This window comes from Micromonospora cabrerizensis (genome assembly GCF_022230955.1).
Lineage (GTDB): Bacteria > Actinomycetota > Actinomycetes > Mycobacteriales > Micromonosporaceae > Micromonospora > Micromonospora cabrerizensis.
On the sequence record NZ_JAKKFI010000093.1, the window covers coordinates 22526 to 45107 of the forward strand.

At 70.3% G+C, this 22582-nt stretch carries 21 protein-coding genes; 8 read left to right on the forward strand and 13 right to left on the reverse strand.

Features of this window, described 5'->3' with window-relative positions:
- Positions 1-74 precede the first annotated feature (74 nt).
- From LADH09A_RS25150 to LADH09A_RS25160, 3 genes are all read right to left on the reverse strand, one after another.
- The gene (locus LADH09A_RS25150) at positions 75-1022 is read right to left on the reverse strand and encodes a permease prefix domain 1-containing protein (protein WP_238647967.1); all 948 of its coding nucleotides are present in this window, start codon (positions 1020-1022) and stop codon (positions 75-77) included.
- Positions 1019-1360 carry a PadR family transcriptional regulator gene (locus LADH09A_RS25155; protein WP_179783199.1) on the reverse strand — a complete coding sequence of 114 codons (342 nt, stop codon included), beginning with the start codon at positions 1358-1360 and terminating at the stop codon, positions 1019-1021. Before LADH09A_RS25155 ends, LADH09A_RS25150 begins: the two co-directional genes overlap by 4 nt.
- Positions 1361-1502: 142 nt before the next feature.
- A complete protein-coding gene (locus LADH09A_RS25160) occupies positions 1503-2108 on the reverse strand; it encodes a hypothetical protein (protein WP_238647968.1) in 606 nt (201 codons plus the stop codon).
- Between the two features lie 132 nt (positions 2109-2240).
- Here LADH09A_RS25160 and LADH09A_RS25165 point away from each other — a divergent pair, with 132 nt between their 5' ends.
- On the forward strand, positions 2241-3650 hold the full coding sequence (locus tag LADH09A_RS25165; protein ID WP_238647969.1) for a serine/threonine-protein kinase: 1410 nt from the start codon (positions 2241-2243) through the stop codon (positions 3648-3650).
- A 55-nt stretch (positions 3651-3705) separates the two neighbouring features.
- Here the strand turns inward: LADH09A_RS25165 and LADH09A_RS25170 are convergent, their stop codons facing one another.
- From LADH09A_RS25170 to LADH09A_RS25180, 3 genes are all read right to left on the reverse strand, one after another.
- Positions 3706-4254 (reverse strand): hypothetical protein, encoded by a 549-nt coding sequence (locus LADH09A_RS25170; protein ID WP_238647971.1) that lies wholly within the window; start codon positions 4252-4254, stop codon positions 3706-3708.
- Positions 4251-4790 carry an RNA polymerase sigma factor gene (locus tag LADH09A_RS25175; protein ID WP_238647972.1) on the reverse strand — a complete coding sequence of 180 codons (540 nt, stop codon included), beginning with the start codon at positions 4788-4790 and terminating at the stop codon, positions 4251-4253. The genes LADH09A_RS25170 and LADH09A_RS25175 overlap by 4 nt, the downstream gene beginning before the upstream one ends.
- Before the next feature lie 88 nt (positions 4791-4878).
- Positions 4879-5499 carry an L-threonylcarbamoyladenylate synthase gene (locus LADH09A_RS25180; RefSeq protein ID WP_238647974.1) on the reverse strand — a complete coding sequence of 207 codons (621 nt, stop codon included), beginning with the start codon at positions 5497-5499 and terminating at the stop codon, positions 4879-4881.
- 146 nt (positions 5500-5645) lie between these two features.
- Between LADH09A_RS25180 and dnaE the strand changes: the two genes are divergently transcribed.
- Positions 5646-9176 (forward strand): DNA polymerase III subunit alpha, encoded by a 3531-nt coding sequence (gene dnaE, locus LADH09A_RS25185; protein ID WP_238647975.1) that lies wholly within the window; start codon positions 5646-5648, stop codon positions 9174-9176.
- Between the two features lie 45 nt (positions 9177-9221).
- Here dnaE and abc-f read toward each other — a convergent pair whose 3' ends face one another.
- A complete protein-coding gene (abc-f, locus tag LADH09A_RS25190) occupies positions 9222-10859 on the reverse strand; it encodes a ribosomal protection-like ABC-F family protein (RefSeq protein ID WP_238647976.1) in 1638 nt (545 codons plus the stop codon).
- 275 nt (positions 10860-11134) lie between these two features.
- Between abc-f and LADH09A_RS25195 the strand changes: the two genes are divergently transcribed.
- Together LADH09A_RS25195 and LADH09A_RS25200 are read left to right on the forward strand one after the other, a co-directional pair.
- Positions 11135-11527, forward strand: a complete 393-nt coding sequence (locus LADH09A_RS25195) for a type II toxin-antitoxin system RelE/ParE family toxin (RefSeq protein WP_238647977.1) — start codon at positions 11135-11137, stop codon at positions 11525-11527.
- A complete protein-coding gene (locus LADH09A_RS25200; RefSeq protein ID WP_238647978.1) occupies positions 11527-11841 on the forward strand; it encodes a transcriptional regulator in 315 nt (104 codons plus the stop codon). The genes LADH09A_RS25195 and LADH09A_RS25200 overlap by 1 nt, the downstream gene beginning before the upstream one ends.
- Before the next feature lie 130 nt (positions 11842-11971).
- Here LADH09A_RS25200 and LADH09A_RS25205 read toward each other — a convergent pair whose 3' ends face one another.
- Both LADH09A_RS25205 and LADH09A_RS25210 read right to left on the reverse strand, forming a co-directional pair.
- Entirely contained in the window at positions 11972-12667 is a 696-nt protein-coding gene (locus LADH09A_RS25205; RefSeq protein ID WP_238647979.1) for a response regulator, read from the reverse strand.
- Positions 12664-14250 (reverse strand): ATP-binding protein, encoded by a 1587-nt coding sequence (locus LADH09A_RS25210; protein WP_238647980.1) that lies wholly within the window; start codon positions 14248-14250, stop codon positions 12664-12666. The genes LADH09A_RS25205 and LADH09A_RS25210 overlap by 4 nt, the downstream gene beginning before the upstream one ends.
- A 101-nt stretch (positions 14251-14351) precedes the next feature.
- On the opposite strand from LADH09A_RS25210, the gene LADH09A_RS25215 reads away from it, so the two are divergent.
- From LADH09A_RS25215 to LADH09A_RS25225, 3 genes are all read left to right on the forward strand, one after another.
- The gene (locus LADH09A_RS25215; protein WP_238647981.1) at positions 14352-15740 is read left to right on the forward strand and encodes a cation:dicarboxylate symporter family transporter; all 1389 of its coding nucleotides are present in this window, start codon (positions 14352-14354) and stop codon (positions 15738-15740) included.
- A 198-nt stretch (positions 15741-15938) separates the two neighbouring features.
- Positions 15939-16937: an RNA polymerase subunit sigma-70 gene (locus LADH09A_RS25220; protein ID WP_238647982.1), complete on the forward strand. Its 999-nt coding sequence runs from the start codon at positions 15939-15941 to the stop codon at positions 16935-16937.
- A 5-nt stretch (positions 16938-16942) separates the two neighbouring features.
- Positions 16943-17686 (forward strand): DUF6069 family protein, encoded by a 744-nt coding sequence (locus tag LADH09A_RS25225; protein WP_238647983.1) that lies wholly within the window; start codon positions 16943-16945, stop codon positions 17684-17686.
- Positions 17687-17695: 9 nt separating this feature from the next.
- Here the strand turns inward: LADH09A_RS25225 and LADH09A_RS25230 are convergent, their stop codons facing one another.
- A complete protein-coding gene (locus LADH09A_RS25230) occupies positions 17696-18658 on the reverse strand; it encodes an AraC-like ligand-binding domain-containing protein (RefSeq protein ID WP_238647984.1) in 963 nt (320 codons plus the stop codon).
- Positions 18659-18800: 142 nt separating this feature from the next.
- Positions 18801-19943 carry a serine hydrolase domain-containing protein gene (locus LADH09A_RS25235; protein WP_238647985.1) on the reverse strand — a complete coding sequence of 381 codons (1143 nt, stop codon included), beginning with the start codon at positions 19941-19943 and terminating at the stop codon, positions 18801-18803.
- An 84-nt stretch (positions 19944-20027) separates the two neighbouring features.
- Between LADH09A_RS25235 and LADH09A_RS25240 the strand changes: the two genes are divergently transcribed.
- Complete coding sequence (locus tag LADH09A_RS25240) at positions 20028-20576, forward strand: PadR family transcriptional regulator (protein ID WP_238647987.1); 549 nt, start codon at positions 20028-20030, stop codon at positions 20574-20576.
- Here LADH09A_RS25240 and LADH09A_RS25245 read toward each other — a convergent pair.
- Together LADH09A_RS25245 and LADH09A_RS25250 are read right to left on the reverse strand one after the other, a co-directional pair.
- Positions 20571-21164 carry an HD domain-containing protein gene (locus LADH09A_RS25245; protein ID WP_238647988.1) on the reverse strand — a complete coding sequence of 198 codons (594 nt, stop codon included), beginning with the start codon at positions 21162-21164 and terminating at the stop codon, positions 20571-20573. The genes LADH09A_RS25240 and LADH09A_RS25245 overlap by 6 nt on opposite strands.
- Positions 21161-22297: a helix-turn-helix domain-containing protein gene (locus LADH09A_RS25250; RefSeq protein WP_238647989.1), complete on the reverse strand. Its 1137-nt coding sequence runs from the start codon at positions 22295-22297 to the stop codon at positions 21161-21163. Before LADH09A_RS25250 ends, LADH09A_RS25245 begins: the two co-directional genes overlap by 4 nt.
- Positions 22298-22582 lie beyond the last annotated feature (285 nt).

Genomic DNA, 22582 nt, shown 5'->3' on the forward strand with positions numbered 1-22582 from the left:
GGCGCCGGCCCGGTAGCACCGACGGGCGGCGGCCCGACGCGGGGTACGCGTCGGGCCGCCGTGTCACGTGTCGCTCACGCCGTCTGGCGGCGCGTCTTCAGGCCGGTGTCGATCAGGTCCCAGACCACGATCGCGGCCGTGCCCACCGCGATGGCGAGCCCGAGGAGGTTGCGGTTGTCCGCCTCGGCCAGCCAGCTCAGTCGCTCGCCCAGTGCCGGGTTGAGCAGCCGGTCGGAGAGCGCCAGCCACACCAGCGGCACCGAGAACGCGAGGTTGAGCAGCGCCTTGGTGCCGAACAGCGCCCAGTTCCAACTCCCGACCCGGTACTTGACGATCTCGAACACCAGGCTGCCGAGCAGGACGACGATCAGCGCCGGCAGCCAGAACGACCAGAGCGTCGGGTCGAGGACCGGAATGTTGTCGCCGTCGGTGTCGTGGACCCAGGACCGGTAGTGCTGAAACGGCAGGTAGGCGATGGTGACCACCAGCATGACCACCGACGCGATGGTGTCGGCGAGGGAGATGTCGCGGTGTGCCGGGACGTCGGGCAGCTGGTCGACCGTCCAGTCCGGAAGGTCCACGTTCTGTTGGGAGCGTTCGATGATCGCAAAGGTCAGGGTGAGCCAGAACCCGATGTGCACGGCCACGTGCAGGGCGACGACGATGCCGGACCCGATGGCGCCGAAGCCCTGGCCCTCGGCGACGTCGACGACGGCGACGATGGTGCCGACGAGCGCCGGGATGAAGCTGAGCAGCAGCTTCAGCAGCCGCAGCCAGACCAGGTAGTAGGTCGGGCCGATGAGCTGGAGCCGGCGGTCGGCGTACCGGGCGGCCAGCACGTCGGGGTTGCCCAACTCGGTGAGCACCGCCCGCTCGGCGGTGGTGGCGTCCTGCCCTCCATCGGTCCGACCCTCGATCATGTCGTCGATGGAGGCCCGCAGCTCGCTGGCGATCTCGTCCCGACGCTGGGCGGGCACCGAACGCAGGGTGGCGGCGAGGTAGCGGTCGGTCAGGGTGTTCATCGGTCCACTCCTTGGATCAGCCCGGTGATGGAGGTCTGTACGGCGGCGAGATCGTCGAGGAGTCGGGTCAGCATCGACTCGCCCTCGTCGCTGGTCCGGTAGAACTTGCGCGGCCGGCTCTCCTCGGTGTTCCACTCGCTGGTCAGCAGCCCCTGGTCCTCCAGGCGGCGCAGCAGCGGGTAGAGCGTGTTGGCGTCGACCGGAAAGCCGTGGTCGGTGAGCCGTTGCAGCAGTGCGTAGCCGTAGTCCGGTCGGCGCAACGCGACCAGGCTGGCCACCACGACGGTGCCTCGACGCAACTCCTGTAGGTGCGTCCGTAGAACGTCCTCGCTAACCATGTGTCACACCATACTGTGTGCCACACAGTGTTGTCTACAGAGACATCATCGTGCCGCCCACAGACCCATGGGGTGGGTGGCCGCGCCGGGCAGCACTCGGGGCGCCCGCCACGGACCGGACGCCCCGAGATTCCGACACGGATCAGCAGGTCGAGCCCTGCCGGAAGTTCCGCTCGACGAAGCTGGCCGGCCCGACCTGGAAGTAGCCCACGCCCGGCCGGATCGGGTGCCCGGTGAACAGCTCGACCCTCGAACCGACCCGCACGAGGTACGCCTCGGCGTCCCCCGCGTCGTTGCGGATCAGCGAACCCCGCCGGCCGTAGATGGCCTCCAACTCGGCGAAGGACATGCCGACCGTCGCTCCGGCGGGGGACCGCGGCGGCGCGGTGGCCGTACCGACCTCCACCAGCCGGCCGTCGCGGAAGGCCAGGATGAGCACGCCGGCCCAGGAACCGGTCACGCCGGTGTGCACCACCCCGCCACAGGCCGGCGCCGTCCAGCCGATGCGACCGGCCGCGGTGAGCGCCGCCAGGCTGGCACCGATCCGGTACGCCCCGGCACCGCCGACGCCGAGCACCTGCGGGTGGCTGTGCCCGGTGACCGCGGCGGTGGCGAGCGGTCCGCGCGCCGATGCCGGTGTGCTGCCGCCGGACACCGGAGCCGCCGACGCCGGACCGGCGCCGACCAGTGGAACGAGAGTGCCGAGCGCCAGCGCGGCAGTGGTGAGGAGGATCGAGGGTCGGTTCATCGTGCGCTCCTTCGGTGATGGTCTCTGCCCTGTTAGTCACCGCGCCCGGCCCAACGGTTCGTCGGCTTTCCGACCGGCCCGGTCTACTGTGCAGAGAGACGCCGACCGACCGTGCTGGCCGGGGGTGACGCGGTGACGGCTCCGCAACGGATCGGGCCCTACGCCATCGAGCGGCTGCTGGGTGTCGGGTCGTTCGCGACCGTCTGGCTGGGCTACGACCCACTGCTCGACGGGTACGTGGCGATCAAGGTGCTGGCCGAGAACTGGAGCCACGACCTGCGGGTCCGGGAACGCTTCCGCGACGAGGCCCGGCTGCTGCGCCGACTGGAGCACGAGCGGCTGGTCCGCGTGCACGCCGTCGGTGAGTTGCCCGACGGACGCCCGTACGCCGTGCTGGCCTGGGCGAACGGGGGCAGCCTGCGCGACCGGCTGGCTCTTGGTGAGATTTGCGTGCCGGCGGCGCTGCGCCTGTTCGGTGAGATCTGCGCGGGTGTGAGCGTGCTGCACCGGCACGGCGTCGTGCACCGCGACCTCACTCCCGGCAACATCCTGTTCCACTCTGCCGGCGCGGAACCCACCGGGAACGCCTCCGCCGCCGAGCCCACCGGGGCGGCCACAGGTGCCGAACGGGTGCTGATCGCCGACCTCGGTCTCGCCAAGGCGCTCGCCGCCGCGTCCGGCCTCACCGCCCGGGCCGGCACCCCCGGCTACATGGCACCGGAGCAGGACGACCCGGGCGCGGTGATCGACACCCGCGCCGACGTGTACGGGCTCGGACGGCTCGGGATCCGGCTGCTGGCCGCCGATCCCCACGGCCTCGGGCCCGACCGACCCAGACCGGCCGGCACCCTGCGACTGCGCGACGGCGTGCCGGCGCGGGTGGCGGCGGTGCTCGTCCGGGCCACCGCACACCGGCCGGCCGACCGGCATCCGGACGCCGCAGCCCTGCACGCCGCGCTCGACCGGGCCACCGATCCCGTCCGGCAGTCGTCGCCGGTGGCCCGTCGCCCGTACCGGTTGCTGCTGGCCGGGGCGGCCGTCGCCGCCGTCACCGTGGTGGGCGCCGAGCCCGGCGGCGCCGGGGCCGATCGGGACACCCACACCGCCGGTCCGCTGACCGTGTCGCTGCCCGAGGGCTGGTCGGCCACCGGCGCGACCTGGGCCGGTCAGTACGACGCCGACGGCGAGGCGGAACCGGCGCTGGTGATGTCGCCGCAGCCCCGCCGCTGGGCCGCCGACCCCGAGGTGCCCGGCGCGTTCGTCGGAGTCTCCGCCAGCACGGCGGCGCGCACCACGCCGGCCGGCTTCCTGGCCGAGCGCACACACGGGGACTGTGTCTCCGCGCCGGCGCGCACCACCCGGCAGGCGGGCGTCGAGTGGACCGTGGTGGCGTACCGCTGCGACCGGGGCCGGCCGCGGATCGTCGAGTCGGCCGGGCTGCCCGCCAACCGCGCCGGCCTGGTGTACGTGCAGATCGTGCCACCGGCGAACGCTGCGCCCGACTTCGTGGACACGTTGCTCGGCGGCGTGCGGGTGCGGTGACGGGCCGCCGCCGTGCGCGCGAACCTGCCCGGTGACGTCGACCGCGACCCGGCGACTAGCGGACCACCACCGTGATGACGTGCTCCCGGTCCTCCTGGGGGATCGTGACGTCGACGGTGCCGGGGCGGACGAACCGGATGTCCACCACGCCGGCCTCGTAGTGCTGCGAGACCAGCTCCGGGCGGTCCACGGTGACCAGGCCGGGGCCGATGCCCTGGATCCGCAGCACCGCGCCGGTGGCGAAGCAGAGGGACCGCAGCAGCGCAAGCTCGGTCTCGGCCAGCGGCAGGTCGTAGCGCACGGCGCCCTGGCAGCTCGTGGTCGGCCCCGTCGACGTGGCGGCCGGGTGCTGCGGCGTACCCCTGGTGGTCGGTGCGGGCGGTGCCGCGATCGGACGCCTGCTGGTCGGCGGCGGTCGGGACGGCGACGCGGCGGGCGCGGGGACCGCCGAGGGGGTCGGCGCCGGTCGGGACTCCGCGGGTGGTTGCACGGGCAGCGGCGCGACCGCGTCGGCGCCGCAGGCCGCGACCGTCACGGCGGCCACGGCGGCGACGACACCGGCGCGGAGCCGGCGGACCGCGCGGCGGCGTGCGGCGGGGCTCATGTGGCGCCGAGTCGTTGCCGGACCTGCCGCCGGGCCAGGTGCAGCCGGGACTTCACCGTGCCCACCGGTACGTCGAGCAGCGCCGCGATCTCGGGATAGCTCAGCCCGAGCACGTCGCGCAGGGCCACCACCTCGGCGAGGTCGGGGCGGACCGCGTCGAAGGCGTCGAGCAGGTCGAGGCGGGTGCCCGCGACCACGCTGGTCCGTCGCGGGTCGGCCTGCTCGGGGACGGGTACGCCGCCGGCCTCCACCCGCCAGCGGCGGCGCAGCGTGCGGTACGTCGAGCGGGCCCGGTTGGCGGCCAGCCGGTGCAGCCAGGTGCGGAACGAGGAGCGCCCCTCGAACCGGGTGATGCCGTTGGCCAGCGCCAGCAGGGTGTCCTGGCAGGCCTCCTCGGCGTCCTCCCGGTTGGGCAGGAACCGTGCGCACAGCCGCAGCACCTCGGGGCGTACCGCCAGCAGCAGGGCGTCCAGTGCCGCCGGGTCGCCGTGCGCGGCGGACCGGGCCAGGGCGTCGACGTCGTCCGCGTCGGGCATGCCGGGTGTCCAATGCTCGCCGGTGCCGATCCCCGAGCGTACGACCGGTGACGCCGTCACGCCCCGGTTCGGTCCGGCACCCGACCCGCTACTCGAACCGGGACACGTCTCCGGCGCCCCGGCGCAGGATCTCCGGCTCCGGACCGGACAGGTCGATCACGGTCGTCGGCTCCTTGCCGCAGTCGCCGGCGTCGAGCACCGCGTCGAGCTGGTGGTCGAGCCGCTCCTTGATCTCCCACCCCTGGGTCATCGGCTCGTCGTCGCCGGGCAGGAGCAGGGTGCTCGACACCAGCGGCTCGGCCAGCTCGGCCAGCAGCGCCTGGGTGACGGTGTGCCGGGGTACGCGGACACCGACGGTGCGCTTCTTCGGGTGCAACATCCGGCGCGGCACTTCGCGGGTGGCCGGCAGGATGAACGTGTAGCTGCCCGGGGTGGACGCCTTCACCAGCCGGAAGACCGAGTTGCTGATCTGGACGAACTGGCCCAGCTGCGCGAAGTCCCGGCAGACCAGCGTGAAGTGGTGCCGGTCGTCGAGGTGGCGGATCTGACGGATCCGGTCCAGCCCGTCCTGGTTGCCCAGCTGGATGCCCAGCGCGTAACAGGAGTCCGTCGGGTAGGCGACCAGCCCACCACCGCGGATCAGGTCGGCGACCTGGCCGATGATCCGGGGCTGGGGGTTCTCCGGGTGCACGTCGTAGTACCTCGCCATGCTGCTGAGCCTAGGCTTGTTCTCCCGGCGGGGAGACGCGGGCCACCACCCTCGGCGCGGACGGTGGAGCCGCCGAGATCACCTCGGTAGGGTAGGTCCCGGTCGGCTCCGACCAACAAGATCCACACCGCCGGGGGGCGCCAGGCATGGCCGATTCGTTCGCGCATCTGCACGTGCACACGGAATACTCGATGCTCGACGGAGCGGCCCGCCTCAAGGACCTGTTCGCCGAGGCCAAGCGGCTCGGTATGTCCGCCGTGGCGATCACCGACCACGGCAACATGCACGGCGCGAACGACTTCTACAACCAGGCGATGGCCGCCGGGATCACCCCAATCCTGGGCGTCGAGGCGTACGTGGCACCGGAGTCGCGCTACCACAAGGCGCGGGTCAAGTGGGGTCGGCCGGAGCAGAAGAGCGACGACATCTCCGGTAACGGCGCGATCACCCACAAGACGATGTGGGCGAAGAACGCGCGGGGCCTGAAGAACCTGTTCACCCTCAACTCGCGCGCGTCCATGGAGGGGCACTACGTCAAGTGGCCCCGGATGGACATGGAGCTGATCGCCGAGCACGCCGAGGGGATCATGGCCACCACCGGCTGCCCGTCCGGCGCGGTGCAGACCCGGCTGCGGCTGGGCCAGTTCGACGAGGCGCTCAAGGTCGCCGCGAGCTACCAGGACATCTTCGGCAAGGACAACTACTTCCTGGAGATCATGGATCACGGCCTCTCCATCGAGAGCCGGGTCCGTGAGGGGCTCACCGAGATCGCCCGCAAACTGGACATCCCGCCGGTGGTCACGAACGACTCGCACTACACCCACGAGGCGCAGGCCACCGCCCACGACGTGCTGCTCTGTGTGCAGACCGGCAGCAACATCGACGACCCGAACCGGTTCCGGTTCGAGGGTGGCGGCTACTTCATCAAGAGCGCCGACCAGATGCGCGCGGTGGACTCGTCGGAGCTGTGGCAGGAGGGCTGCCGCAACACCCTGCTGGTGGCCGAGAAGGTCGACCCGGCCGGGATGTTCGAGTTCCACAACCTGATGCCCCGCTTCCCGGTGCCCGAGGGGGAGACCGAGGAGTCCTGGTTCCGCAAGGAGACGTTCGCCGGCCTGGCCCGTCGCTACCCGAACGGCATCCCGGAGGGGCATGTCGTCCAGGCCGAGTACGAGCTGGGCGTCATCAACCAGATGGGCTTCCCGTCGTACTTCCTCGTGGTCGCCGACTTCATCCAGTGGGCCAAGAGCCAGGGCATCTCGGTGGGTCCGGGTCGTGGGTCCGCCGCCGGCTCGCTCGTCGCGTACGCGCTGGGCATCACCGACCTCGACCCGATCCAGCACGGTCTGATCTTCGAGCGGTTCCTCAACCCCGAGCGCGTCTCGATGCCGGATGTCGACATCGACTTCGACGAGCGTCGGCGCGGTGAGGTGATCAAGTACGTCACCGACAAGTGGGGTGAGGACAAGGTCGCCCAGATCGCCACCTTCGGCACGATCAAGGCGAAGGCCGCGATCAAGGACTCGGCCCGGGTCCTCGGCTTCCCGTACGCGGTCGGCGACCGGATCACCAAGGCGATGCCGCCGGCCGTGATGGGCAAGGACATCCCACTCACCGGCATCTTCGACACCAAGCACCCCCGCTACGCAGAGGCCGGCGAGATCCGCGGCCTGTACGACTCCGACCCGGACGTCCGCAAGGTGATCGACACGGCCAAGGGCATCGAGGGGCTGATCCGGCAGACCGGTGTGCACGCCGCCGGCGTCATCATGTCCGCCGAGCCGATCATCGAGCACATCCCGTTGACCCGCCGGGACGCCGACGGGGCGATCATCACGCAGTTCGACTACCCGACCTGCGAGTCGCTCGGGCTGCTGAAGATGGACTTCCTCGGCCTGCGCAACCTGACGATCATCGACGACGCGGTCAAGAACATCGAGCTCAACCACGGCCTGAAGCTCGACCTGCTGGGGTTGCCGCTGGACGACCCGGCGGCCTACGAGCTGCTGGCGCGCGGCGACACCCTGGGCGTGTTCCAGCTCGACGGTGGGCCGATGCGTTCGCTGCTGCGGCTGATGAAGCCGGACAACTTCGAGGACATCTCCGCCGTCCTGGCGCTGTACCGGCCCGGCCCGATGGGCGTCGACTCGCACACCAACTACGCGCTGCGCAAGAACAAGCTCCAGGAGATCACGCCGATCCACCCGGAGTTGGAGGAGCCGCTTCGGGAGATCCTGGAGCCCACCCACGGCCTGATCGTCTACCAGGAGCAGGTGCAGCGCGCCGCGCAGATCCTCGCCGGCTACACCCTCGGTCAGGCGGACCTGCTGCGCCGGGCCATGGGTAAGAAGAAGAAGGAGATCCTCGACAAGGAGTTCATCCCCTTCCGGGACGGCTGCCGCGAGCGCGGCTACTCCGACGAGGCGATCCAGGCGGTGTGGGACGTCCTGGTGCCCTTCGCCGGTTACGCCTTCAACAAGGCGCACTCCGCCGCGTACGGTCTGGTCTCCTACTGGACGGCGTACCTGAAGGCGCACTACCCGGCCGAGTACATGGCCGGGCTGCTGACCAGTGTCGGCGACGACAAGGACAAGATGGCGCTCTACCTGGCCGAGTGTCGCCGGATGCGCATCCAGGTGCTACCACCGGACGTGAACACCTCGGCCGGGCCGTTCACCCCGGTCGGCAAGGACATCCGCTTCGGCCTCGCCGCCGTGCGCAACGTCGGCGCGAACGTGGTCGCCTCGATCATGCGGTGCCGGGAGGAGAAGGGCGACTACGCCGACTTCTACGACTTCCTGTCCAAGGTGGACGCGGTCGTCTGCAACAAGAAGACGATCGAATCCCTGATCAAGGCTGGCGCGTTCGACTCGCTGAACCACCCCCGCAAGGGTCTGCTCGCGGTGCACGCGGACGCCATCGACGCGTACGCCGATGTCAAGCGCAAGGAGGCGGTCGGCCAGTACGACCTCTTCGGCGCCGGCTTCGGTGACGCCGACACCGGCAGCACGACGGTGATGCCGGTCATCGGTGACAGCGAGTGGGACAAGCGCGACAAGTTGGCCTTCGAGCGCGAGATGCTCGGCCTGTACGTCTCCGACCACCCGCTGTTCGGCCTGGAGCACATCCTCGGCGCGGCGGCCGACACCACCATCGCGTCCCTGGCCGAGGACGGCGCGGTGCCCGACGGGGCGGTGGTCACCCTCGCCGGCATCCTGTCCGGGGTGCAGCGCCGGGTCACCAAGCAGGGCCGTGCCTGGGCCTCGGCCACCCTGGAGGACCTGGCCGGTGGGGTCGAGACGCTGTTCTTCCCCAACACCTACGAGGTGATCGGGCAGTACATCGCCGAGGACGCCATCGTGGTCGTCAAGGGTCGGGTGGACCGCCGCGACGACACCCCACGGATCATGGCGATGGACATGTCCATGCCGGACGTCAGCACCAGCGCCACCAACAAGCCCGTCACCCTCACCATCCCGGTGCACCGCTGCACACCGCCACTGGTGGAGAAACTGAAGGAAACCCTGGTGCTGCACCCCGGCGACACCGAGGTGCACGTCAAACTCCAGAACGGTGGTCGCACCACCACCCTGCGGCTCGGCCCGTTCCGGGTGGCGGCGACGACCGCGCTGATGGGTGACCTGAAGAGCGTCCTCGGCCCGGCCAACGTGAGCTGACCGGGTCAGCGGTCCGGCCGGCGTGCGCCGGCCGGACCACCACGCTCAACCCCGGTCGGGGGCGCTGATCTCCCGCAACTGGCCGTCGGCCAGCCGCAACCAGCGCTGCACGCCGATCTCGGCGAGGAACCGTTCGTCGTGGCTGACCACCACGAACGCCCCCTGGTACGCGGACAGCGCACTCTCCAACTGGGCGACGCTGACCAGGTCCAGGTTGTTGGTCGGCTCGTCGAGCAGCAGCAGTTGCGGCGCCGGCTCGGCGCAGAGCACACAGGCGAGGGTCGCGCGCAGCCGCTCACCGCCGGAGAGCACCCCGACGGGCAGGTTCACCCGGGAACCCCGGAAGAGGAACCGGGCGAGCAGGTTCATCCGCTGCGCGTCCGGCAGGCTCGGCGCGTACGCGGCGAAGTTCTCCGCCACCGTGCGGTCGAGGTCCAGCAGGTCCAGCCGCTGCGACAGGTACGCGATCCGCCCGTCGCCGCGCTTCAGCTCGCCGCCGGCCGGTTCGAGATCACCGTTGACGAGGCGCAGCAGGGTCGACTTGCCCACGCCGTTCGCCCCGGTGAGCGCTATCCGCTCCGGCCCCCGGATCACCAGGTCGGCGCCGTCACCGCCGAACAGCTCCCGGTCGTCGAAGCGGGCCCGCATCCCCTGCCCGGAGAAGACCGTGCGTCCGCCCGGGACGGTGGTGTCCGGCAGGTCCACGGTAATCTTGTCCTCGTCGCGTACCGCCCGGCCGGCCTCGTCGAGGCGCGCCTGGGCCGAACCGACGCGGTTGGAGTGGGTCTCCTGCGCCCGGCCCGCCGACTCCTGCGCGCTGCGCTTCAGCCCACCGGCCACGATCCGCGCCAGGCCGGCGTTCTTCAGGTTCTTCGAGGCGTTGCTGGCTCGCCGGTCGGCCCGCTCCCGGGCCTGCTGCATCTCCCGCTTCTCCCGCTTGACCTCCTGCTCGGCGTTGCGCAGGTTGCTCTCGGCCACCTCCCGCGCGGCCTGCACCGCCTCGGTGTACGCGGTGAAGTTGCCCCCGTACCAGCGGATCTCGCCGCGGTCCAGCTCGGCGATGCGGTCCATCCGGTCCAGCAGCTCCCGGTCGTGGCTGACCAGCAGCAGGCAGCCGGACCAGTCGGTGAGCACGTCGTAGAGCTTGTGCCGAGCCTCCAGGTCCAGGTTGTTGGTCGGCTCGTCGAGCAGCAGCACGTCCGGGCGGCGCAGCAGTTGCGCCGCCAGACCGAGGGAGATCACCTGGCCGCCGCTGAGGGTGTGCAGCCGCCGGTCGAGTGACAGCTCACCGAGGCCGAGGCGGTCCAGCTCGGCGCGGCTGCGCTCCTCGATGTCCCAGTCGTCGCCGATCGTGGCGAAGTGCGCCTCGCTGGCGTCACCGGCCTCGATGGCGTGCAGGGCCGCGATCCGCTCGGCGACACCGAGCACCTGCGCCACGGTCAGGTCGCCGACCAGCGGCAGGGTCTGCGGGAGATAACCGAGCAGGCCGTCGACGGTGACGCTGCCGCCACTGGGCCGCAGCTCCCCGGCGATCAGCCGCAGCAGGGTGCTCTTGCCGGCACCGTTGGGCGCGACCAGGCCGGTGCGCCCTCCGGGGACGGTGAAGGACAACTCCGAGAAGACCGGGGTGTCGTCCGGCCAGGAGAAGGACAGATTCGAGCAGACGATGAACGCATCAGACATGCGAATGACCTCAAAGGGTGGGTGGGCGCGCCTAGGCCGCCCGACGACAACGGGAACCGGTGGAACGACGGCATGGCCTCGGCGGCTGCGCCTACGCGCGCCGAACCGATGGCCGAACACATCCGGTCTCACCCGGAGATGTCGTCGTCACCCGCCATGTCTGGTCTCCCTGGTCGTGCCACTAACCCAACTCGGCCAAGTCTAACAACGGATCTTCGTCCCGCCACCGCAATAGGGTGCGGCGCTCGGTGTATAGGTCAGGCTATAGTTGGCCCATGTCTCATGAGCCGCCACGTCGCTGGGCGATCAGGACAACAACGGATGTCCGCGACTGGTTGCGATCCATGCGAGAGACCGACCTGGCGACGTACCGCTCCGTCAACGTGGCGATCGACATGCTCGCGGAGACCGGTCCGGGACTGGGCCGTCCGCTGGTCGACACCCTGAGGGGTTCGACCATCAGCAATCTCAAGGAACTGCGACCGAGATCTGGAAGAGACGTCGCCGTTCGCATGCTGTTCGTCTTCGATCCATGGTCCCAGGCCGTGCTCCTGGTGGCCGGTAACAAGGCGGGAGATTGGAATCGGTGGTACGACAGGGCGATTCCAGTGGCTGAGATTGCGTATGAGAGCTGGCTTGCCTTCGAGAGGAAACGGAGGGAGAGCTGATGAGCGACTTCCATGACTGGAACGACATCCGGGCTGAGCTGCACGATGGGGCCGATGAAGCGCTCGACGTAGAACGTGCACGTACCGAGGCGTGGATCAGCGCGTTCCATCTTGCCGAAGAGCGGAAGCGGCTGGGCCTGACCCAGCGGCAGGTGGCCGAGCTGATGGGTGTCACGCCCGGCAGGGTCAGCCAGATCGAGAACGGTGATCTGGAGGCCAACGAGGTCGCGACGTTGAGCCGATATGCACGAGCGCTCGGCGCCCGTATGCGGATCATCTTCGACTACGGCGACGACCTTCGTCAGATCGCCTGAGGGCGCGTCTCGGAGGCTGCCGGCGACAGTAGGCGTCGATCATGGAGTGGTGGTGGGAGCAATGTCCCCTGATGCTCCATGTGCGAGGCACCACAACTCCATGATCGACGCTAGGAGAGCGTGGGGGCGCTCACCGGGGGCGGTATTCGACCTCGGGGCGGCCGGGGGTGCCGTAGCGAGGGCTGCGGGCAGCCCGGTCCACGGTCACCAGATACTCCAGGTAGCGGCGGGCGGTCACCCGGGAGATGCCGGTCAGCCCGCTCACCTCGGTCGCGGACAGCCCCGCCTGGGCGCCGGTCCCGTCGGTGAGGGCGGCGCGTACCCGGTTGAGGGTCTGCGCGTCGAGCCCCTTGGGCAGGCTGTGCCCGGCGGTGCCGCGCAGGGTGGCGAACATCCGGTCCACGTCGTGCTGGGCGGCCACCTCACCGTCGGCAAGGGCCTGCGCGCGGTAGTCCGCGTACCGCTCCAGCTTGTCGCGGAACGCGGCGAACGTGAACGGTTTGAGCAGGTAGTGGGTCACCCCGAGGGACACCGCGGTGCGCACCACCGCCAGGTCCCGCGCGGAGGTCACCGCGAGCACGTCGACGCTGCTGCCGGCCGCGCGCAGCGCCCGGCAGACGTCCAGGCCGTGCAGGTCGGGCAGCCGAAAATCCAGGAGTACGAGGTCGACGTCGCCGCTGTCGTTGGCGCGCAGGGCAGCCATCGCCGCCCGCGCCGTGTGCGCCACGCCGACCACCACGAAGCCAGGAACCCGTTCGGTGTACGCGGAGTGCGCCTCGGCCAGCAGCGGCTCGTCCTCGACGACCAGCACCCGGATGTCGGTCACGACCGCTCACCTCCGCCGGGCAGTCGGACGGTGAACAGGCTGCCGCCGTCGTCCGAGCGGGTCACCTCGGCGCTGCCGCCGTGCCGCCGGACCACCTGCCCGACCAGCGCCAGACCGAGGCCCCGGCCGGTGCTCTTGGTGGACCAGCCGCGCCGGAACGCGTCTGACACCCGCTCCGGGGCCAGCCCGGGGCCGCTGTCGGCGACCCGGATCACCAGCTCGTCGTCGATGGCGCCGACGAAGACCCGCACCCGGCGGGGCGCGGGCGTGCCGGCCACCGCCTCCAGGGCGTTGTCGACCAGGTTGCCGACCACGGTGAGCAGGTCGCCGGTCGGCAGAGGGCTGTCGTCGAGGCGGCAGTCCGGCTCGATGATGAGGTCCACCCCGCGCTCGCCGGCCTGCGCGGACTTGCCGAGCAGCAGCGCGGCCAACGCCGGCTCGGTCACCGCGCCGACCACCCGGTCGGTGAGCTGCTGGGCGAGCGCCAGGTCCCGGGTGCCGAGCCGGACGGCCTCGTCGGCACGGCCCAACTCCACCAGGGTCAGCACGGTGTGCAGCCGGTTGGCCGACTCGTGGGTCTGCGCCTGCAACGCCTCGGTGAGCGCGCGCACCGAATCCAGCTCACTGGCCAGCGTGCGCAGCTCGGTCTGGTCGCGCAGGGTCAGCACGGTGCCGAGCACCGCGCCCTCGAAGCGGGTGGTCCGCTGGTTGGCCACGAGCACCCGGTCACCGGCGACGATCGGCTCGTCGCGGGCGTCGCGCCCGGAGCCGAGCAGCTCGGCCGCCGCCGGCGGCAGGTCGATCCCGGCGACCGGCTGGTCGATCACCGTTGCGTCCGCGTCGAGCCCCAACAGCCGGCGGCCCTCGTCGTTGACCAGCGCCACCCGCCGGTCGGTGGTCAGCACGACGAGACCCTCGCGGACGGAGTGCAGAACCGCGTCGTAGTACTCGTACATCCGGGTCATCTGCGCAGGCCCCAGCCCGTGCGTCTGGCGGCGCAGTCGGCGGCTGAGCAGCCAGGAGCCGGTCGCCGCGAGCGCCAGAGCCGGTGCTGCGACACCGAACAGCACCGGCAACTGGCCGAGCAGCTTACGGTCGATCGCGCGGGTGGTGATGCCCACCGAGACCAGACCGACGATGCGCCGCTGCTCGTCGTACACCGGAACCACCGCACGCACCGACTCGCCGAGCGTCCCGACGTTGGTGGTGGTGAACGCGCGGCCCGCCAGCGCGGGCCCGATGTCGCCGACGAACGGCTCGCCGATCCGCTCCCGGGTGGGGTGCGAGAAACGGGTGCGGTCGGGGGCCATCACCACCACGAAGTCGGTGCCCGTCGCCTCCCGGGTCGATTCGGCGTACGGCTGGAGGATGCTGGCCGGGTCGGCGGTCGTGAGGGCCGCGCGGACGTCGGGGGAGCCGGCCACGGTCTGTGCCACCGCGAGCACCTCCTCCTGCGCGGCCTGGCGGGAGTCGCTGCGGGCCAGCCAGACGGCGCCCGCCGCCCCGGCCAGCACGAGCAGCGTCACCACCACCGCCTGGAGGGCGAAGAGCTGCCCCGCGATGCTCCACTGGCGTCGGGCCACCCTCCACCACCTCCTCGTCGCGCCGCTGCCGTTGTCGCGTTCGCGGTGAACAGAATGACCGCAAGGCTGTCAACGGGTGAGACACGCTTCACATTGTCGACATGGACACCACCGCATCCACCACCTCACCGGCACCCCCGGTCCGCCGGGACCGTACCCGTTACCTGTACATCGCTGTCATCGTGGCCGTGCTCGCCGGCATCGTGGTTGGGCTGGTCGCCCCCGATTTCGGCAAGGAACTCAAGCCGATCGGCACCGGCTTCGTCAACCTGATCAAGATGATGATCAGCCCGGTCATCTTCTGCACCATCGTGCTCGGCGTCGGGTCCGTCCGGCAGGCCGCGAAGGTCGGGAAGGTCGGTGGCCTCGCCCTCGGCTACTTCCTCACCATGTCGACCGTGGCGCTCGCCATCGGCCTGGTCGTCGGCAACCTCATCCACCCCGGCTCCGGCCTGAACCTGGGCGCGGACCTCGCCGGCGCGGGCAAGGCCGCGGCCGGTGACGAGGCCGCCGGTACGACGGAGTTCCTGCTCGGGATCATCCCGACCACGATGTTGTCCGCGCTCACCGAGGGCGAGGTGCTCCAGACGCTGCTGGTGGCCCTGCTGGTCGGCTTCGCCGTGCAGGCCATGGGCCGGCGCGGTGAGCCGGTGCTCGGCGCGATCGCCGTCATCCAGCGCGTCGTCTTCAAGGTCCTCGCGATGATCATGTGGCTGGCGCCGCTCGGCGCGTTCGGTGCCATGGCCGCCGTGGTCGGCGCGACCGGCGTGGACGCGCTCAAGAGCCTCGCCCAGATCATGCTGGGCTTCTACGCGACCTGTCTGATCTTCGTGCTGGTGATCCTCGGCGCGCTGCTCTGGTTCGTGGCCCGGATCTCGATCTTCTCGCTGCTGCGGTACCTCGGCCGGGAGTTCCTGCTGATCCTGTCGACCTCGTCGTCGGAGTCGGCGCTGCCGCGGCTGATCGCGAAGATGGAGCACTTCGGGGTGAGCAAGCCGGTCGTGGGCATCACGGTGCCGACCGGGTACTCGTTCAACCTGGACGGGACGGCGATCTACCTGACGATGGCGTCGCTGTTCATCGCCGAGGCGATGGGCAACCCGCTCTCCATCGGCGAGCAGGTGTCGCTGCTGCTGTTCATGATCATCGCTTCGAAGGGTGCGGCGGGCGTGACCGGCGCGGGCATCGCGACCCTGGCCGGTGGGCTCCAGTCGCACCGTCCGGACCTGGTCGACGGTGTCGGGCTGATCGTGGGCATCGACCGGTTCATGTCCGAGGCCCGGGCGCTGACCAACTTCGCGGGCAACGCCGTGGCGACGGTGCTGGTGGGGACCTGGACCGGTGAGTTCGACCGGGAGCGGGCCGTCGGTGTGCTCAAGGGAGAAGACCCGTTCGACGAGGCCACGATGCTCGATGACCACGACGACGCCGACGAGGCGGCACGGCGTTCCGACGAGCAGACGCCGGCCACGGCGGGAGCGCCGGCCTGAGCCACGGCAGCGACATAACCCGGGGGTGCGCCGTCCATGCGCAGCGCACCCCCCAAAGGGGAAGGAGCGCCTCGTCACCCCGGTCGCGGCCGCTGCCGGAATGCCGTGCTCGCCACGCCGACCGACCCGGGTGATGAGTTGTGGCGTCCCCGCCCGTCATACCTACGACAGGACATGACGAGGCGGAAGGATGACGTGATGAGTGCGGACACGCGGCTGAAGGAGCTGGGCGTGAGCGGTCTGGGTGAGGTCGACGAGCCGGCGTTCTCGGGGCTGGCGCAGCGGCACCGGCGGGAGCTGCACGTGCACTGCTACCGGATGCTCGGGTCGTTCGAGGACGCCGAGGACGCCGTGCAGGAGACCTTCCTTCGTGCCTGGCGGCGGCGGGAGACCTTCGAGGGGCGGTCGACGTTCCGGGCCTGGTTGTACCGGATCGCCACCAATGCCTCCCTGGACCTGCTTGCCAAGCGTCGGCCGGAGCCCGCGACCGGCGGCGAGGTGCTGTGGTTGCAGCCCTACCCGGACCGGCTGCTCGACGAGCTGCCCGCTGGTGACGCGGACGAGCCGGAGACCGTCGCCGTGGCGCGGGAGACGATCGAGCTGGCGTACGTGGTAGCGGTCCAGCACCTCGCGCCGCGCCCGCGGGCGGTGCTGATCCTGCGCGACGTGCTCGGCTGGCCGGCGAAGGAGGTCGCGGATCTCCTCGGCGACTCCGTCAACTCGGTGAACAGCGCGTTGCAGCGGGCCCGCGCCGGCATGCGGGAGCACCTGCCCGCCGAGCGGCAGGACTGGGCCGGCGGCGAGGAGGACGCCGGGACGCGCGAGCTGGTGCGCCGCTTCACCGACGCCAGCGTGGCCACCGACATCGACACGCTCGCTGGCATGCTGCGGGACGACGTCCGCTGCTCGATGCCGCCCACGCCGGGCCTGCACGTCGGCCGGGACGCGGTGGTGAACGACTGGGTGCAGGACGGATTCGTCGGCATGGTGGGCCTGCGCGGGATCCCCACCTCGGTCAACCGGCAGCCGGCGGTCGCCTTCTACCTGTGGCGGAAGCAGGAGGGCGCGTACCTCCCGCTGACGCTCGACGTCCTGCGCGTCACCGGCGGAGCGATCACCGAGATCCTCACGTTCCACGACGACCAGTTCCCGCGGCTCGGGCTGCCGGAGCGACTGCCGGCGGACGGCACGGAGTAGTCCCGATGTGGACGCTCACGCTGCGCGGAGGCGCGCGTGTCGCCGTGGTCCCGACGCAGTGGCGCGACGCGTTCGGCGTCGTCACCCACGGGCGGGTGCAGCTGGAGCTGCGCGACGGCGAGCCCGGGCCGGTCCTCGGCCGCGACGCCGGGTTCTGGCTCCGTGGCACCGGCGTCCGCGCGCTGCGCAACCCCGGCCGTCGTACGGCGAGGGTGCGCGTCGTCACGCCCAGGGCCGCGACGCCCACCTGCCCGTCGACACCCGCCGTATCCCCGTTACCGAATGATGGAGGAACGACCATGACCAGCACCAATGGCACCGGGGTCGTCACCGGCCCGGCACCGGGCCGGACCACCCACCGATTCCGTGGGCTCGTCGGCACCGGTCTCGTCGCCGCGCTCGCAGCGGTGGTGGCGACCACCCTCGCCGCTGCGCTCGCCCAGGCCGTCGGCGTCGACTTCGAGGTCCCCGACGGTGGCGAGACGATCCCGTTGTCCGGGTTCGCCGTGGTGACCGGCTTCTTCTCGGTGGTCGGCGTCGTCATCGCCGCCGCTTTCCTCCGGTGGAGCGCTCGCCCCTCCGATCGGTTCGTGTGGACGGCGGTGTCGCTGACCGTGGTCTCGTTGGTCCCGCCCCTCATCTCCGGGGCGAACGCCGCCACCATCGCCGCCCTCCTCGGGCTGCACCTGGTGCCTGCGGCGGTGATGATCCCCACCCTGGCGCGGAGCCTGCGCACCCGCACCGGCTGATCGGTCTCGTCAGCGATGCCGACCGGGTGCCGAGGGGTCGCTGCGGAAGGCTTGCGGAGACATGCCGAAGGCCGCGGTGAAGACCCTGCTGAAGTGGGCCTGGGAGGGGAAGCCCCACCGGGCGGCGACGCTGTGGATGGGCCGCGCGCGTTGCAGGGGATCGCGCAGGTCGCGCGCGCACCGGTCCAGGCGCCTCATGCGGATCATCTCGGCGACGGTCTGCTCCTCGGCCTCGAACGCCCGGTGCAGGCTGCGGAGCGAGACGTGGTGCGCGGCCGCCACGGTGCCGGGGGAGAGGTTCGGGTCGCCGAGGTGCTCGTCGATGAACGCCTTGACCTGCACGCGCAGGCTGTGCCCGCGTACCTCGGTCGGTAGGGCTTCGGTGAGGTCCAGGCGCTGGGCCAGCGTCGCGGAGATGAGGTCCCGGGCGACGGTGCCCAGGAGCGGAACGTCGCGCTCCTGGTACTGCTCCGGGTGGGTCAGCACCTGGTGTACGAAGTTGCTGAGCAGCGCGCCCATCCCCTCGGCGGCGGAGATGTTCGTGGCGAGGAGTTGCGCGATCTTGTTGGGATGCAGCGGTACGAGGCCGTGCGGCACGAGGATCGTCAGGGTGGTCAACAGACCCTCGTGCCGCGACCGCCCCTGATGCGACGACTGGTGCGGTCGCGACGTGTCGACGACGGCGAACTGCCCCGGCGTGAAGAGGTTCGTCCGCCGCTCCTGTTCCACCCCGCCGTGCCCGGACAGCGGCAGCGCGAACTCGTACATCTCGGGGTCGCTGCGGCGGATGAACGTGCTGGTGCGCTGCATGTCCAGGGAGGGGTACTGCCAGGACGACAGCACGATCTCACCGAGACTGATGACCTCGGCGCGGGCCTGGAAGTTCGCCGCGTGGGCACTGTGGATCCGCATCGGGACCGACTCACGCGCCACCAGGTCGTGCCAGTAACCGAATCGCTCGCTCTCGGGCACTGAGGTCGTGTCCGCCGAGCCTACGGTGAGCACTGGCTGCCTCGATTTCTGTCGGTGACGCGGCGACGGCGGTGCTGCCGACCGGAATTACAAGATCACCTTAACCCTGGCTCAGGTTCGGCGCGTCGTCGTCGTCCTCGCCTCATGTTCGCAGGACGCCCAGACACCGGGCCATCACCCGGAAGGGAATGGCCTGGCCCCTGGTCTGGTCGACGGTGCCCACCAGGTGCAGGTCGAGCTGCGGGCAATGGAAGAGCCACGTGCCGGTGACTCCGGAATGGCCGACGAGCGTCACCGGGCGGCGCCCCGGTGACACGAGCCGACCGGCCGTGAAGAACATGGTGCCCAGCCCGTACCGGAGGACGGGGATGTTGCGCAGCCGGTTGCGCCGCTCGCTGAGCATCTCCCGTGAGCGGGCGTCACGGAAGAGCGCACCGCCGAGGAGCGCTCGCTGAAAGGTGAGGAGATCGGCGGTGGTGCTGAACAGGTCGTTGCAGGATTCGATCATCGAGGGCACCTCCACGCGGCGCTGCTTCGCGTAGAGCGGCGAGGGCGGTGGGGACCCCGGATCCGGCGGGCGATCCCCGGGGAGCCAGGTGTGCGTCAGGTCGAGCGGGCCGCGGATCCGTTGGGTCAGCAGGTCGGCGAACGACCGACCGGTCACCGTCTCCAGAATGCGGATGAGCAGCTGGAAGCCGGTGTCGGAGTAGCGGGCCTTCTGCCGTACGGCGGTGAGGTCCTGTGGCGCGAAGTGCGGGCGCTGCTGCTCGCGCGTGGTCCGCATGGTGTCCTCGAAGGTCCAGGCCAGATCCTGGCCGGTGGCCAGGCGCTCATTCAGGCTGGGGCCCTCCCGACGCCTCTCGAAGTGGTCGGGCAGGCCGGACGTGTGACTCGCGAGGTGGCGCACGGTGATCGCCGACGTCCGGTCGATTCCTCCACGAACATGCAGGCCGGTGGTCGTCTTTGCCGGCAGGTAGCTGCCGATCGGCGCGGACAGGTCGAGTTCACCGCGCTCGTGCGCCTGCAACACCAGCGTGATGATGAACCGCTTGGTGACGCTGGCGATGAAGAACGGGGTGTCGGGACGCACCGGTTGATCGCGGGCGTCGGCAGGCCCGCAGGCAGCCGACCAGCGCAGCTTCCCGTCGCCGCTGGCGACGGCGAGGTTGGCGTGGTGTACGCCGCGTCGCGCGACCAGATTCCCGAGCAGGCCCCTCAGCCGCGCGTCGACATCAGCGGGAGCGTGATTGTCGTGGGCAGGGATGGTGGTCAGTGGCGATCTCATATGGACGCTCCTTGTCTCCCTGCTTCCCGATCCAAACATGTCTACTAGACATGTCTACGAGAGGCAACGGCTTAGACTCGGCCCATGGCCCACGTGATCCTCGGTCTGCTCCTGATCACCCCGCAGAGCTTCTACGACCTCATCAAGGGATTCGAGGCCGGCGTCGCGCTCTTCTACAGCGCCAGCTCCGGCAGCATCAAACGGGCGCTGGACACCCTGCTCACCCGAGGGCTCATCGAGATCGCCAGCACCGAAGCCGGCGGCCGGGGGCGGAAGGTCTACCGCGTCACCGACGCGGGTCGCCAGGAGTTCCACGCGTGGATGACGGGAGAGCTGACCGGGGCCGATCTGGAAACCGCGGCGCTGTCCCGGCTCTACTTCCTCGGTCTGCTGGAGCCGGACGAACGCGTACCGGCGCTGCGTCGCGTCACGGATCGCATCGAGAACGACCTCGCCAGACTCTCGACCCTCGACAAGCACCTCAGAGACCAGGAAGTCCCCGAGGAACACCGCGACATCGCCACCCACCAACGCGCCACGCTCGACTACGGCATCGCCGCACACCGCTTCACGCTCGACTGGTTCCGCGACCACCTGAACCGACACGAGCGCCGGAGCCATCCCGCGTTATGAACGCTCCACCTGCGATGAGGGGGACGTGAGCCAGGCGAGTGGCTGTCCCGCGAGCGCGGCGTCGGCGAGGCGCTGCGCGGAAGCGGTCTTGAGGGCAGCGCGTGAACTGTCGATCCAGCGCTGGACGTTGTCGAAGCCCTGATGGCGGTACTCGACGGCTTGGACGAGACACTCCAGTTTGTCGGCGTCGCGGGCGACGACGGCCTCCAGCGTCTCCTGGGCTTCGTATTCGGTGACGGCGGCAGTGATGGTGTCGGCGACGGCTGGTGGGCAGGCGGCGACCTGGTCGGCGGTGACGGCCGTGTTGGGCGCTGCGGTGAGGTAACGCCTGGCGATGTGCGGGATGTCGGTGATCCGGGTTTCCTGAGTGTCGTGCAGGACGCACATCATCGACACCCGGGCGGGGTCGGCGCCCTCCATGGCGGCGAGCATCATCCCGACGAGCGCAGTGCGAAACGAGTGTTCGGCGATCGACTCGGGGTGCTTGACGCCGGCGAACCACCAGCCGGTACGGGCGGCGCGTTTGAGGACACCTGCTTCGAAGATGAAGGTCATGGCGCCCGTGACGTCGCCGTGATCGTCGCTCATCTGCCCGCCCCTGTGCCGGTGATTCCATCAGTGCGCAGGCTGTAGACGATAGACGTCAGTTCGCGCCGGGACTGCACCGAGATTGAGTCACCGTCGAGGAGAACGGTGCTGCGCTCAACAAGTGTTCGTCCGACGGCGGGAGCGTCGAGCGCGAGTTGGCGTCGGGCGGTAAGTAGCGCCCAGATGTTGTGGATGTTGAGGTCCGTGAAGGGGCGGCGGCCATCGTCAAGGCGCTCGACCAGGTGTCGGAGAAGTCGGGTGCCTCGCCAGTCGGAGAGGGCGGCGGGCATGAAGTAGTCGTCACGCTGGCGACAGGGGAATTCGCCGACCCAGTAGGCCGAGTAGTTGAGGGCCGCTCGTTCGCAGGCATCGTCCGGGTGGGCACGGGCAAGAAAGTCTCGTAGTGGTTCGGGATCGCCCTGGTTGGCAAGAGAGGTTGCCACCGAGCGGGCATCGGGCCACAGCGGCGTCCAGGTGTGGAAGGTGGCTGCGGGGCCAACCCTCCTCGCGGCACCGCTCCGGGTGAGCCAGGCGGCCGAGGTGCCGGTCGGGTCCGTGCCGGCGAGGAAACACGCTTGCCGATGCAGCAGCACATCCGGCTCCCGCAGACCTGCGGCGCGGTCGGCGAGGATTTGAAGGTGCGTGAAGAAGGCGTCGCGTTCGCCGGCGGACAGGAGCGGGCCGGGGGCCACCGGGCCTCGACGGCGGCCGTCGAACGCGAGATGTCGCAGGAACGTGGGCGTTTGTCCGAGCACAGCCCAGAGGACGAGGTCGGTCAGGCGCTGGTTGAGCACCGACGAGCCCAGCGGCTGTTGGGTTACGGCCGCCCTTCCTACGTGAGTGTCGAGCACGGCGGCGAGGATGAAGTCGGCCTCGGCCGCGTCGTCGAGGGCGTCCAACAGGATGGCGTTCGCGCCGAGACGGGCCAGCTTCTGACGGATCGTGATCACTTGGCCGAACGCGACTGCGGCGAAGGGCCGACGCCCGGACTCCCAGCTCTGGACCGTCGCCCTGTCGACGCCCAATTCGACAGCCAAGTGCTCCTGGGTCGTCGGAATGGACTCACGGATCAGCTTCAGGAGGTATCCCGTCACACCGCCTCGTCGGCAGTGAAAGGCCCCTCGAATTGCCATGCCGCAACCCCTACGTTGACCCGTGGTCGACGTTCCGCCCTCGGGCGTCGAAGCCGTCGGACGTGACGTGGCCTGCTCACTCGTACTGCTGGTGAGTGCTGCCGGCGCCGCCGTGATCGTAGCGTCGTAGTCACCGAACGCTCCATAACCGCCCGCTTCCCAGCGGGTCGGTCATGTCGTGCTGCCAGCGGAGGGGGACAGCGATGGGGAACAGGCGGCCACCGTCAGGGCAACGAGTCTCCTACGACCAGTACCTGATCGCTGTCGCGATGACCCTGGCCCGCC